General features: G+C 42.6%; 11 protein-coding genes. 5 read left to right on the top strand and 6 right to left on the bottom strand.

Translation table 11 applies throughout. The features are described from left to right. Positions 1 to 53: 53 nt before the first annotated feature. Entirely contained in the window at positions 54 to 1,388 is a 1,335-nt protein-coding gene (locus AC0VYJ_RS21795) for an MFS transporter (protein ID WP_475366253.1), read from the bottom strand. Between the two features lie 86 nt (positions 1,389 to 1,474). Then, a complete protein-coding gene (locus tag AC0VYJ_RS21790) occupies positions 1,475 to 1,597 on the bottom strand; it encodes a hypothetical protein (RefSeq protein WP_255622932.1) in 123 nt (40 codons plus the stop codon). Positions 1,598 to 1,731: 134 nt separating this feature from the next. On the opposite strand from AC0VYJ_RS21790, the gene AC0VYJ_RS21785 reads away from it, so the two are divergent. Together AC0VYJ_RS21785 and AC0VYJ_RS21780 are read left to right on the top strand one after the other, a co-directional pair. After that, the gene (locus tag AC0VYJ_RS21785) at positions 1,732 to 2,928 is read left to right on the top strand and encodes a class I SAM-dependent rRNA methyltransferase (protein ID WP_475366252.1); all 1,197 of its coding nucleotides are present in this window, start codon (positions 1,732 to 1,734) and stop codon (positions 2,926 to 2,928) included. Positions 2,929 to 3,005: 77 nt separating this feature from the next. Beyond that, complete coding sequence (locus AC0VYJ_RS21780) at positions 3,006 to 3,623, top strand: NAD(P)-dependent oxidoreductase (protein WP_194218195.1); 618 nt, start codon at positions 3,006 to 3,008, stop codon at positions 3,621 to 3,623. A gap of 33 nt (positions 3,624 to 3,656) precedes the next feature. On the opposite strand, the gene AC0VYJ_RS21775 is transcribed toward AC0VYJ_RS21780, so the two are convergent. From AC0VYJ_RS21775 to AC0VYJ_RS21765, 3 genes are read right to left on the bottom strand one after another with little or no spacing between them, the layout of a single operon-like run. Further along, complete coding sequence (locus tag AC0VYJ_RS21775; RefSeq protein WP_475366251.1) at positions 3,657 to 4,871, bottom strand: iron-containing alcohol dehydrogenase; 1,215 nt, start codon at positions 4,869 to 4,871, stop codon at positions 3,657 to 3,659. Positions 4,872 to 4,889: 18 nt separating this feature from the next. Continuing rightward, a complete protein-coding gene (locus AC0VYJ_RS21770; RefSeq protein WP_475366250.1) occupies positions 4,890 to 6,416 on the bottom strand; it encodes an aldehyde dehydrogenase family protein in 1,527 nt (508 codons plus the stop codon). An 18-nt stretch (positions 6,417 to 6,434) separates the two neighbouring features. After that, positions 6,435 to 7,325, bottom strand: coding sequence for a R2-like ligand-binding oxidase (locus AC0VYJ_RS21765; RefSeq protein WP_283153239.1), 891 nt, complete (start codon positions 7,323 to 7,325; stop codon positions 6,435 to 6,437). 135 nt (positions 7,326 to 7,460) lie between these two features. On the opposite strand from AC0VYJ_RS21765, the gene AC0VYJ_RS21760 reads away from it, so the two are divergent. The 3 genes from AC0VYJ_RS21760 (at position 7,461) to AC0VYJ_RS21750 (ending at position 10,818) form a co-directional block, all read left to right on the top strand. Beyond that, complete coding sequence (locus AC0VYJ_RS21760) at positions 7,461 to 8,156, top strand: helix-turn-helix domain-containing protein (RefSeq protein ID WP_194218199.1); 696 nt, start codon at positions 7,461 to 7,463, stop codon at positions 8,154 to 8,156. A 102-nt stretch (positions 8,157 to 8,258) separates the two neighbouring features. Next, positions 8,259 to 10,529, top strand: coding sequence for a molybdopterin-dependent oxidoreductase (locus tag AC0VYJ_RS21755; protein WP_475366249.1), 2,271 nt, complete (start codon positions 8,259 to 8,261; stop codon positions 10,527 to 10,529). Beyond that, on the top strand, positions 10,501 to 10,818 hold the full coding sequence (locus AC0VYJ_RS21750; protein WP_475366248.1) for a DUF1330 domain-containing protein: 318 nt from the start codon (positions 10,501 to 10,503) through the stop codon (positions 10,816 to 10,818). Before AC0VYJ_RS21755 ends, AC0VYJ_RS21750 begins: the two co-directional genes overlap by 29 nt. Before the next feature lie 42 nt (positions 10,819 to 10,860). On the opposite strand, the gene AC0VYJ_RS21745 is transcribed toward AC0VYJ_RS21750, so the two are convergent. Beyond that, entirely contained in the window at positions 10,861 to 11,973 is a 1,113-nt protein-coding gene (locus AC0VYJ_RS21745) for an NADH-dependent flavin oxidoreductase (RefSeq protein ID WP_430245614.1), read from the bottom strand. Between the last annotated feature and the right edge of the window lie 36 nt (positions 11,974 to 12,009).

Below are 12,009 nucleotides of genomic sequence, written 5' to 3'. Positions count from 1 at the left end.
ATAACCCACCTCATCATGAGGTGGGTTATTTAGTCTCCTAGTGCTTAGATGATCTATACTGAGGTTTTCAATTTGCGGGCGTATATCCACATGATGATGGCTGATAGTGCCATTAAGATAAATAAGAAGATATACGTTAGCTGGAATGATTCTGTGCTATATGTTAATCCGTTAAGTTCAAGCATGATCCCACCAGCTACAGATCCTGAGGCGCTCCCGACAAATTGTATGAGCTGTTTCATACCAATGCCAGTGGCGATCTCTTCAGAAGGAAGAATGCGCGACACCTCGTTCGTTGTACTAGATGAAAGGCTTGAGAAGCCAAAGCTTGTGAACATATAGCCAATCATAATCATGTATTCATTTAGAGGTGATAGGAAATAGAAAATCACGGTGGAGATGAGAAGCAGACCGTGAGCAAGATAAATCACTTTAATGTTTCCGTATCGATCAAGTAGTCTACCAACATAAATAGCGGCAACTGCGGAAAGCATGGCGCCTGGAAAAATAATATACCCTACGACAGAAGGTCCTTTTTCATAAACGTTCTGAAGCATGAGTGGCATAAGAAGTAAAATGGCAAAGTGGGTCGTGAACCCAAGGTAGCTCATATACAATAGCTTTCGATATCCTTTGTTTTTAAAAAGAGACGGTTGAATAAAAGGGATATCTGTTCTTGTAATTCGAAGCCAGAGGAGTCCGCCTACGATAATGCCCAGAGCTAAAAACAGCCAATTAAAAGTTGAAATATAGAGTAGAAAGCTTGTAACAGTAGCCCCTGTCAATAGTCCTCCTATAATGTCAAAGCTTCCTTTACGAACCTCCTCTTCCGGAAGACGACGAAAGAGAATTGGTATGAGTAAAACTACAAATAAAGTTACAGTGAAAAGATAATTCCAATCAAGATACTCCGTTACGACTCCCCCAACGACAGGGCCAAGTCCGAATCCGAGCGATGATGCTGAAGCAATCATGGCCATCGCCCGTCCGCGACTTGAAAATGGAATAAATCGTCCTGCAAAAACCATAGATAGTCCAGGTATGGCAGCTGCTCCGGTTGCTTGTAAAAGACGTGCAGCTAATAGTAGTGGAAATGTCTCTGAAAAGAAGCCAAGAACTGATCCGAGTCCAAATATGACAATCCCTGCAATTAAGAGGCGTCTGATCGGTAGATAATCCGATAGACGAGTATACGTAATCGTGAAAATTGCGAGGATAATGGAGTATCCAGACACAATCCAGGCGCCATCTGCAGGGGAAAGGTTAAATTCAGTTAATACATTTGGTAAAGCAACATTAAACATTGTTGTATTCATGACAACAAGCCAGACCGCCACACTTAAAAGAAGAATGGTTTTGAAATAGCTTGAAGTTGTTTTCTCGTTCATTAAAACCCTCCTGATGCGTTAGTAAAGCACCAGCTTATTGTAAACGATAAGCGCATGATTCGTCTCATTTCACGGTTTCAATGAAATTAACTCTTTTCTTTCTTCATCTTTTTAGCCAACATTTCTTTTGCCTGGTTATAGGTAAGCCCTGAATTTGCATTAAGACGTTTCACTGTCTCAATATCCGTTCCTGTTTTCGTTTTCACCATTCATCACCACCTTTCGTCGTTAGTTTCTGAATGAATCAATCCAATTATCCAGAGGGAAGTTCGGTTTATGGAGCAGGTAGGTTACGTGATATAATGCAAGCAGATTAAAAAACTCGAAAAGTTAGGATGACACGATGAGGAACGAACGAAGCGTGCAGGTGCAAGCAAAGCATCAAAAGAAATTTTATAAAGGATATCCCCTTATATTCAAGGAAGCGATTGTGAATGCAGACGTCTTGAAAGAAGAAGGGACGATTCTAAGACTAGAAGATGAGAAAGGTCAGTTTATTGCTAGAGGCTATTATGGAAGGCAAAACAAGGGGTATGGCTGGGTGCTCTCACAAAATGAACAAGAAGCAATTGATCAGGACTTTTTTGTGAGGAAAATCCAGCAAGCCCTTCGTCATCGTACTTCGTTCTTTGAAGATCCAACAACAACGGGATTTCGCGTGGTGAATGGTGAAGGAGATGGCCTGGGAGGCGTAACCATCGATTATTTCGACGGTTATTACCTTATTAACTGGTACAGTGAAGGGATTTATTCGTTTAAAAATGTTGTAGTAGAGGCGTTAAAACAGCTTGTGGATTTTAAAGGTATCTATGAGAAGAAACGCTTTGATGCGAAAGGTCAGTATGTAGAAGATGATGATTTTGTTGAAGGAGAACGCGGCGAATTTCCGCTAATTGTGAAAGAAAATGGCGTGAACTTTGCAGTGTATTTAAATGAAGGTGCCATGGTTGGAGTATTTCTTGATCAGCGCCCTGTTCGAAAGCTAATCCGTGATCAATACGCGAAGGGAAAAACAGTATTAAATACGTTCTCCTACACAGGTGCTTTCTCGGTATTTGCGGTTGAAGGTGGTGCGACGGGTACAACAAGCGTTGATCTTGCTAATCGGAGCTTGAATAAGACGATCGAGCAGTTTAGCGTCAACGGCATTGATTATGAAGAGCAAAACATCCTCGTGATGGATGTATTTAAATACTTCAAGTACGCCGTTAAAAAGAATTTATCTTTTGATATGGTGATTCTTGATCCTCCAAGTTTTGCACGTTCTAAGAAACATACATTTAGTGCTGCTAAAGATTATAAAGATCTGTTGAAAGATGCAATTTCAATTACGGAAGATAATGGTGTGATTGTCGCTTCAACGAACTATAGCGGCTATGATATGAAGAAATTTAAGGGGTTTGTTGATCAGGCATTTAAAGAAACGAACGGCAAATATGAGCTGCTTGAAGAATTTACACTACCTGAAGATTTTCGTACAATCAAAGAGTTTCGTGAAGGAAACTATCTTAAGGTTGTTTTCATAAAGAAAATAAAATAGGTTATTCGCGTTTCACTGATATCTATTAACGGGGATAAAAAGGTAAAGATCGTTGAATAGAGAGAGAGGTCGTACTCATGAAACTAATTGTATTCGGAGCTACAGGCGGTACAGGAAATGCTTTTGTGAAACTGGCCATTGCAGCGGGCCATACCGTCACTGCATTTGTTCGAACACCTTCAAAACTTGAAACGACTCACAAAAATTTATCAGTTGAAATTGGCGATGCGATGCAGTCTGCTGATGTGAAGCAGGCGATAACTTCTGACGTTGATGCCGTTATTTCATGTTTGGGTGCTAATGGACTTGGAAAAACAACAGATCTTTCTACAATGACGGCAAATATCCTCGATGCGATGAGCATTCATGATGTAAAGCGGATCGTTTATATGGCTTCTGCTGGGATTAATAAAGAGATTCCTGGAGTGACAGGGTTTGTTGCAGGCAAGCTGTTGCAGAACGTCCTTGCTGATCATCGAAGAGCAGTCGACCTTCTTGCTGCAAGTGAAGCAGAGTGGACAGTGGCTCGTCCAATGGGATTAACGAATGATGATCGGACTGGAGAGTATCGGAAAGCGCGAAGTGGCATTCCAAAAGGCGGACGTCGCATCGCTCGATCAGATGTAGCTGATTTTATGCTTCATACCGTAACAGATCATCTCTACATTCGAGAATCGATCGGACTTGCATACTAAGAACCGTGAAGCTTAAGCTTCACGGTTCTTTCGTTATACGGATACCTTCTGGGAATGAATGACGCGCTCGCCAACTGCACGAATTAATTCTGGTGGAAGTGGATAATTGAGAGCAGCAGGATCCATTTTTACCGCTGCGATTGTAGCGTCAAGTGCATCAGGCTTAATGTCATAATCTTTGAAATTAGCTGGAAGACCAACGTTCTGCTGCATTTCTTTTAGTTTATGAATGACAGCTTGTAGCAACGTGTCATTATTCTTGCCGGTTGTCTCTAAATGAAGGGCACGAGCAAGTTCCTTTATTTTTGGAAGATAGAGATCAGGGAGCATTTCCATCACAACCGGAAGAAAAACGGCATTCGCAAGGCCGTGTGGAATGCGGAAAAGAGCTCCATACGCATGCGCAAAATTATGCACAGGAATGGCATTAAGGGCGAAGCTAAATGCCGTTATACCCATCATACTCGCTTGGAGCATTTCCATACGTGCTGTGAGGTTATCTCCCTGGTTGACGGCAGTTGAGAGATGTGACTCAATCAAGCGAATAGACTGGAGGGCATAAGCATCAGTTAGCGATGTGGCTGATGGTGAGACGAATGCTTCAATTGCGTGAGTTAACGCATCAAATCCAGTAAAAGCCGTAATGATAGGTGGTAATCCCGTTGTCAATTCTGGATCCAATATAGCCATATCGGCATTAATAAATGGATGAATAATGTTTGTCTTCATCTTGATTTCTTCGTTATAAATCACGGCAATAGGAGATACCTCTGATCCTGTACCAGCGGTTGTAGGGATCGAGATGTGCGGAATTGGTATATGAGTGGCCTCTGGCCAGGATAAATAGAGAAGTCCTCCTGGAGTAGCTTCTTTAATATCTGTTAATCCGTTGTGAAGGGCGTATTTCACCCCTTTCACGGTGTCCATCACGCTGCCACCGCCAACAGCGAGTAGCCCATCCGCACTTACTTCCCTGGCAAATTGAAGCGCTGCATTAACATCATGACTCCCTGCATCTTGATTGATATCAAGATAAATCCCTGCAAGTTCAGGGCCAGTCCCATGTGGTGTCAGCTCGAATATCTCTTTGATCTTTTCAACGACACCAGCTTTTTCAAGTCCGTGGTCACTAAAGAGAACCACACGCTTTGCTTGAAGTCCTCTGAACAGATCGGGTACAAGTGCCCGAGTTCCTGCCCCGCTATGAATGGCCGTTCGAAGCATATATTGAGAATATGTTAATGTCATACAGTTTTACCTCCTTTATTAAGATTGGTTAGAAAAGAGAAGACTGTACCAATTTCTCCGTTCGATTTCTGGCACCATGGAGGTGTGCACATGCTTCACCTGAGTATATGCGTCAAGAGAATGCTTGCCCATTTCTCTACCAATGCCACTTTGTTTGTATCCGCCAAACGGTGCATCATTTCTGAGCATATGCCAATCATTTATCCAAACAACACCGGCACGCAGTTTTCTTACGACCTTATAGGCTTTATTCACATCAGTTGACCAAACACCTGCTGCTAGTCCGTAAATCGTATCGTTCGCCATACGGATGGCATCATCAACATCGCTATACCGGATAACAGAAAGCACAGGCCCGAAGATTTCTTCTTTGGCGATCGTCATGTCGTTCGTGACATCGGCAAAAATTGTTGGAGCAATAAAATGTCCTTTCTCACAGCCCTTCACGTTAACTTCATTCCCGCCACAAATAAGACGAGCCCCTTCCCGCTTACCTTTCTCAATGTATGATAAGATCGCTTCTTTTTGCGTAGCAGAAACCACCGGACCCATATCTGTCGCCGGATCAATTGGATTTCCAATCACAAGCTTCTCAGAAAGCTCTTTGAGTCCATCGATTACCTGATCATACAGTTTATCTGGCACAAAGAGTCTCGTTCCGGATTCGCACAATTGACCAGAGTGAAGGAAGACGCCGAACAGACTGCCAGGAAGGGCGATTGAAAGATCTGCATCATCCAGGATAATGGAAGGTGATTTCCCACCAAGTTCAAGCGTTGTGTTCTTCACTGTTTTAGAAGCTAGACTCATAATGTGACGTCCCACTTCAGTAGAACCAGTGAAAGCTATCTTATCGACTTTAGGGTGCGTAGCGAGTGGTTCACCAACGTCTTTTCCACTACCCGTGACAACATTTATCACTCCTCTGGGAACTATTTCAGAAATAATTTCAGCGAGACGGAGCGTTGTAAGTGGTGTATAACTCGCTGGTTTAATAACGATGGTGTTCCCCATGGCAAGGGCAGGTGCGATCTTCCACGTTGCAATAAGCATAGGCATGTTCCATGGCGTTATGGCGGCACAGACGCCGATTGGCTCACGCCAGATAAAGTTATGAGCTGGTCCTGGAAACGGAGGAGATGGCAGTGTTTCTGAATAGGTGTAATCGAGCACAAATTTACCGAGAGTCTGGAATAGATCCACCATCTGAATGATGTCATTGGATCCAAGTCTTCTAACGGTGCCACCTGAAGAGAGCGCTTCTAAGGCAACAAGTTCTTCTGCATTTTCCATGATTTTCTGAGCGATGGAATAAAGGACTTTCGATCGCTCTTTTGGAGGCATCTCACGCCATTCTTCATTATCGAATGCTTTGGATGCTGCCTCTACAGCTCGATCAACATCTTTAGCGTTACCGCTCGTTACTTTTGCGATTACATCTCCAGTAGCAGGATTCATCACCTCGAACAGTTGACCACTTTCTGAAGGAGACCATTCTCCATTAATAAAAAGCGGAAATGACTTTATTTCTACGTTTACTGACATAGCTCTTCCTCCTTTACTTTAAAGAACGCCAACATCGGATTCAGAAGTACGGTAAATCTCGTTGATGTCTTTTCCTTTTGCGCGTGCAAGGATGTTCATCCTTATCGATAGCTGTTTCATAGAAAAGGCCATTGTGGCATCAAGTGTATTTCCGAATGCGCTATGTGTTTTTTCTCCTATTCCTTCCTGTGTTAACTGCTCTGCAAGTGGGGCGAGCTGATTCATCTTATTTTGCACAATCTCAAAGAGGTGGGGATGTTCAGCAATCAGGCGCTGTAACAAGAAGGTTCCATAGCCGATATGACGTGATTCATCTTTTTTAAGCAATCCAACGCCTTTCATTAATCCTGGCATAACCTTGGCTTTATCAAGAGATTCGTAGAAAGAAAAATAGCCCGTTTCAGCAAGAACCCCTTCCACAAACATATTGTAGACAGTAGAAGCTTCAGCTAGCGCTTCAGGAGAATGGTCCTGGTGGAGTTTCCCCATTGCTTCCGGTAATATAGAATAAAAAATTTCACGATAGGTGTCGGAGTGAAAACGGGACAGGTCCCCGGTTTGACCAATCTCATTTAGAAATACACGAAAGAACTCCGTGTGCTTTGCTTCCTCAAAAAGAAAAGTTGTTAAGTACATCTCTTCTTCTAATCTTCCTTCTTTTGCGATCACCATGATTAATGGCAGAAGGTCCAATGTGACTGCTTCTTCACCAGCCTGAAATTGAGAAATAAGTCTCAGTATCTCTTCTTGTTGATCCCCGGTTAGAAACTTCCAATCTTTTACGTCTTGAGTAAAATCAATCTCTCTTGGGTCCCATCCGCCAAATTTCTTCGCTTTTTGATAAAAACGAAATGGCAGGGAATCTTCCTGAAGTCCGCGGTTGCTTGTCGTTATCATTTCTTTCCGCATCTTTGACCACCTTTCAATACTTGCGATTTAATCTAGCAAATTTTATAATGAAGGAGCTATCAGAGAAAGCGCTTACATATACAGTTTAACGATTTTTGTACGGCAGTTCGATTCCTGAAAAGATAGGGGTGAATCATGTCGATGCATGAGGAAACGTGGATGCGATCTTTTCATCGGATATTAGAGATGAAAGATCCGATCCAACGTTGCGAAGTAATGATTAAACAATGTCTTGCCCATTTTCCATTCATGCGTGCCAGTCTCTTTACTTTTTCCTATTTTACAGGTGTTGGAGAAGGCATTCTTCGCGTTGATCGTAGTGGAGTGTTTTCTATGAGCGCTATACGTGAGGATATACGGCGCATCCCACCCATTCAACGAGTCCTTCTAAGTAACAAGCCTTCTTTCCTGGTGATGGATCAGCATCATCAGCTCTTCCCCACAGAATATATCGAAGCTTATGATTTAACATCTGTCTTAATTATTCCATTAAGCATTGAGCGAATTGCTATTGGCTGTGTCCTAATTGATAAAAACGAAGAGGGTGTTACGGTTCATCAAGGGCTTATTGATGATGTGATGATTTATTTTCAACAGGCACTTGCTTATATGCTCCCACCAATCTCTCAGTCACCCAATCCCTTAAGCAAACGTGAAACAGAAGTTCTTCAATATGCAGCTGATGGCTACAGTACGAAAGAAATGGCCAGGTTATTACGAATCAGTGATTTTACAGCGAGAGATTATATAAGTACGGCGATTCGAAAGTTACAAGCTAATCATCGTGCCGAAGCAGTTGCAAAAGCATTAAGAGAAAAATGGATTCTGTAACTAACGGAATCCTTTTACTTTCGCTTGAATAGTGATGGAATTTTCAGTAAACTTTAAATACTAACCAGTTGGTATTTAAAAGAACATAAGGAGGAATATGCGATGACCACTGCGGAGGAGAAGATTCACTACCGTACTTGCCCGCTCTGTGAAGCCACATGCGGCTTAGAAATTCACACGGTGAATGGAGAAGTAACGCATATTGAGGGTGATAAGAAAGATCCTTTCAGTAAGGGATATTTGTGCCCGAAAGGATTTAGTTTAAAAGAACTTCATCATGATCCAGAGCGCATTCGAGAGCCAATGATTCGAAAAGGAACAGAGTGGTTTACAGTAAGCTACGAGGAGGCATTTAAGGAAGTTAGGAAAGGGCTTCGTCGTGTGATTGAAAAGTATGGTCGCGATGCAGTGGGCGTCTACCTCGGTAACCCTAATGTTCATAATCTCTCAGGTTTACTTTATTTACCTCTCTTTCTTCGTGCTCTCGGTAGTCGAAATCAATATTCAGCAAGCACAGTCGATCAGATTCCAAAGCAGCTAGCAGCTGAGTTTATGTATGGTAGTGATTTCAGTATACCGATCCCTGATATCGATCGAACACAGTATTTTCTTGTGATTGGAGCGAATCCAATTGTTTCAAATGGTAGCTTAATGACAGGACCAAATATGAGAGGAAGGCTGAAGGCATTACAAGATCGCGGTGGGCGTCTTGTTGTTGTTGATCCCATTCGTACAGCCACAGCTAAAGTAGCAGATGATCATCATTTTATTAAACCAGGAACAGATGGTTATTTTTTGTTTAGTATCCTCCATACGTTGTTTGATGAAAAGTTAGCGAAGGAAACTCACCTATCGGGTCATGTGAATGGACTTGAAACAGTGAAAGAGCTCGCGAAAGATTTTCCACCTGAAAAGGTTGCTTCGATATGTGGTCTCGATTCAGAAACGATTCGCACCATTGCAAGGGATATTTCTTCCGCAACGTGTGCTGCTGTGTATGGAAGAATGGGGACATGTACACAAACATTTGGCACAGTAAATAGCTGGTTGATTGATGTGATCAATGTTGTGACAGGTAATCTTGATCGCGAAGGTGGTGTTATGTTCACAACTCCTGCAGCCGGTGGCAAGACATCTAAGAAAAAAGGCTACCGATTTGATCGCTTTAGAAGCAGAGTGAGCGAACTGCCAGAAGTACTCGGTGAGCTTCCAGTTGCGTGTTTAGCAGAAGAAATGGATACGCCAGGGGAAGGACAGATCCGTGCATTTGTAACTGTAGCTGGTAATCCTATCTTGTCAACACCAAATAGTAAGCGCTTACAAAACGGCATTGAAAATCTCGACTTTATGGTAAGCATTGACTGTTACCTGAATGAAACAACAAGAAATGCTAACGTGATTCTTCCAGCTCCTACACCACTTGAACGCTCACACTATGATCTTTCATTTTATCAACTGTCTGTTCGAAACATTTCTCACTACTCGCCTCCTGTTTTCGAAAAGAAAGAATCCCAGCTGGATGAGTGGGAAATCCTCCTAAAGCTTGCGACATTAGTTGGAGAAGAAGAGCCTGATGACAATGCAGCAGCGAAATTAGATGAGAAATCGATTCATTACCTCATTAAAAAAGACGTGCAAAATGAACAATCGCCCCTTTTCGACCAGGATCCGAAAGAAATTATTAGCGTCCTTGAGGGCAGAATTGGTCCAGAGAGAATGCTTGATTATATGCTTAGGTCAGGTCCTTATGGAGACCATTTCAAAAAGCAAGGTGGTTTAAGCCTAAATAAACTTGAACAAAACCCGCACGGAATTGATTTAGGAGCGTTAAAGCCAAGAATTCCTGAAGTATTACTGACTCACACAGGTAAGGTTGAGTTAGCCCCTGAAGTCATTGTAAAAGACGTGGCAAGGCTTAAAGAAGAATCGTCTGACCAAGTAGATATGGTATTGATCGGTCGAAGAAATTTACGATCAAACAATTCCTGGATGCATAATTTGCCTGTTCTTATGAAGGGGAAGGATCGCTGTACGTTATTGCTTCACCCAGAAGATGGCAAGCGACTTGACCTTCAAGATGGTGACCTCGCACAAGTTCTATCAGATACAGGTAGTCTTGAAGTAAATGTAGCATTAACAGAAGACATTATGCCTGGAGTAGGCAGCATCCCACATGGATATGGTCATAACCTAGATGGGACGAAAATGACGGTGGCTAAGGAAAACAAAGGCGTCAATACGAATATATTAAGTAATGAAAAAAGACTTGATGCTGTTTCAGGAACAGCTGTATTAAATGGTATACCGATTGTCGTTAGAAAAGCAAAAAGTGGGAGGAGTGAACATGGCTTTGTACGCTCTGAATCTATTTAACGTAAAAGATGGAGAAGAATATGCTGAATACGCAAAAAGGGCAGAGGAGCCAGTACGTAAATACGGAGGGAAGGTTGTTGCGATTGGCAAGCTACATTCATCACCAGAAGGGGATATCGAGCCGAGACAAGTGATGATGCTTGTTGAATGGGAATCCAAAGAAGGTATATACAAATATGTAAGTGATCCAGATCTTGAGGATTTGCATCCACATCGTGAGCTTGGGGTCGATGATTTTGTCTGGCATTTATTTGAGAAGTTAGAGGATTTGAGACCCGTCCTAAAATAAGCAAAGCCCCCGCACTTTAAAATGCGGGGGCTTTGCTATTTTCTATTCTTCGATTGGGAACCAGCCTGGTACGCTAAAAATGGCATTCCAAAGTGGATCAGGTAATACAAGTTCTTGCTGAGCGTCTTTTCGTAACGTCACTCGAATGCTATCTTCGTCACCGTTTTGAACTTTCTCAACCCAGTTCGGTTCCATAATCATTTCACGGCCAAGAGCGATAAGAGGTACACCAGTCTCAAGCGCTTCTTCCACTTCAACAGGGGTATGAAGTGAGCCGACACCAATGACAGGAACGTTGTGACCAATTCGTTCTTTAATCATCTCCATGCGTGGTGTAGCATCTTCTTCGCGCATTGAACCTTGATAGAAGTCGGATAGTGAAACGTGAACATAGTCCAAGTTCCGTGAAGCAAGTTCATCAACAAACTGAAGCGTATCATCCATTGAGATTCCAGGATTTTCGCGTTCTTCAGGTGAGATCCGATAGCCAAGAACGAAAGCGCCATTAGCATGTTTTTTGATTGCTTCCTGAACAGATTCTAGAACAGCTAATGGGAATTTCATACGATTTTCAAGGCTGCCACCCCATGTGTCTTCTCTGCGGTTAGAATGCGGAGAAAAGAACTGTTGAAGAAGGTACGTATTGGCACCATGAAGCTCAACACCATCAAACCCAGCTTCGATAGCTCTTCGCGTTGCTTCGCCGAAAGCACGGATTGTTTCTTGAATTTCGTCTTCTGTCATTGCACGAGGAGTTTTCGAACCTTCCCGCTCAGCGGGTACAGCACTTGCGCTAAGAATTTCTTCATTCGGAACGAGCTCAGGAGGGCACATTCTACCTCCGTGGAATATTTGTAGAATCGCCTTTGCACCTTCTGCATGAATGGTGTCAGCTAATTTCTTCAAACCAGGAATCTGTTCATCACGGTTAGCGCCAATTTCACCAGCAAAGCCTTTCCCGTGTGGGAGCACATAAGCACATGCCGTAATAACTGCGCCAACTCCACCAGAACGCTTTTCATAATAAGCAAGCTCTTGTGCGGATACTGTACCATCATCATTTGATAAGAAGTTTGTCATTGGAGCAAGCATGACACGGTTTTTCAATTCTACGCCAGAAGGTAGAGTATAAGATTGAAGCATTTTTCGATTCATAGTCATTGTTGTCCTCCTTTTAATACACGTACTGTA

This window comes from Anaerobacillus sp. 63XJN7_5_ISO-PGPR-S23-430 (assembly GCF_056173695.1).
This window is presented reverse-complemented; position numbering and strand designations above follow the sequence as displayed.

Bases quoted from the DNA above. Each gene is read 5' to 3' on its own strand.
- AC0VYJ_RS21795 (WP_475366253.1), bottom strand. From the start codon at position 1,388: ATGAACGAGAAAACAACTTCAAGCTATTTCAAAACCATTCTTCTTTTA.
- AC0VYJ_RS21790 (WP_255622932.1), bottom strand. From the start codon at position 1,597: ATGGTGAAAACGAAAACAGGAACGGATATTGAGACAGTGAAACGTCTT.
- AC0VYJ_RS21785 (WP_475366252.1), top strand. From the start codon at position 1,732: ATGAGGAACGAACGAAGCGTGCAGGTGCAAGCAAAGCATCAAAAGAAA.
- AC0VYJ_RS21780 (WP_194218195.1), top strand. From the start codon at position 3,006: ATGAAACTAATTGTATTCGGAGCTACAGGCGGTACAGGAAATGCTTTT.
- AC0VYJ_RS21775 (WP_475366251.1), bottom strand. From the start codon at position 4,871: ATGACATTAACATATTCTCAATATATGCTTCGAACGGCCATTCATAGC.
- AC0VYJ_RS21770 (WP_475366250.1), bottom strand. From the start codon at position 6,416: ATGTCAGTAAACGTAGAAATAAAGTCATTTCCGCTTTTTATTAATGGA.
- AC0VYJ_RS21765 (WP_283153239.1), bottom strand. From the start codon at position 7,325: ATGCGGAAAGAAATGATAACGACAAGCAACCGCGGACTTCAGGAAGAT.
- AC0VYJ_RS21760 (WP_194218199.1), top strand. From the start codon at position 7,461: ATGTCGATGCATGAGGAAACGTGGATGCGATCTTTTCATCGGATATTA.
- AC0VYJ_RS21755 (WP_475366249.1), top strand. From the start codon at position 8,259: ATGACCACTGCGGAGGAGAAGATTCACTACCGTACTTGCCCGCTCTGT.
- AC0VYJ_RS21750 (WP_475366248.1), top strand. From the start codon at position 10,501: ATGGCTTTGTACGCTCTGAATCTATTTAACGTAAAAGATGGAGAAGAA.
- AC0VYJ_RS21745 (WP_430245614.1), bottom strand. From the start codon at position 11,973: ATGAATCGAAAAATGCTTCAATCTTATACTCTACCTTCTGGCGTAGAA.